Source organism: Rhizobium sp. 01T444, assembly GCF_056398305.1.
Genome location: NZ_JBFTPD010000261.1, coordinates 1 through 617 on the forward strand (window position 1 = coordinate 1; position 617 = coordinate 617).

A 617-nucleotide genomic window follows, 5' to 3' on the forward strand; every position below is an offset into this window, starting at 1 on the left:
GCTTTCTGCTGCTGCTGCCCTGCGATGTGCAGGTGGAGGCGATGCGCTTCAGCTGGGACTGGCCCTTGCCCAAGCTGGCCTCGGGCGCCCACCCGCGCGCGCCGCTGAGCTTTCATGTGCCCGAGCAGATCGCGGGTTCGCCGCTGGCGCATGGCCATCGCTCGGCCCTGAAGTTCAACAGCTTCTGGACCATCGAGCTGGAGCCCGGATGGTCATTGATGGCGGTTCATCCGGTCCAGCGCGAGGATCTGCCGTTTCGCGTCATCACGGGCATGGTCGATTCGGACCGCTTCGTCGATATCGGCATCAATTTTCCGGCGGTCTGGACTGATCCGGACTTCCGCGGCACGCTGCCGCGCGGCACGCCGGTGGCGCAGTGCTACCCGGTGCCGCGCGATGCGCCGACGCTGGTCTGCGAGCCGATGTCGGCGCAGCACGTGCAGCGTTACGAGGAGCTTTCGGCCAGGATCATGGCGGGCCCGGGCGTGTACCGCCGGGGCTATCGCACCAGGCGCAATCGCGGCTGACTCAGAAGGCGGGCGCCGTTCTCAAGGCCTCGCGCAGGTCGTCGAGTTCCAGCCAGATCCGGCCGGTGCTCGCCGCCGCCAGGGCATGGG

General features: G+C 68.2%; 1 protein-coding gene. It reads left to right on the forward strand.

Annotated elements, in window-relative coordinates; genetic code table 11:
• Positions 1 to 527, forward strand: a 527-nt coding sequence (locus AC1DTN_RS38340) for a hypothetical protein (RefSeq protein WP_477925415.1), incomplete at its 5' end; no start/stop codon positions are given.
• Positions 528 to 617: the final 90 nt, after the last annotated feature.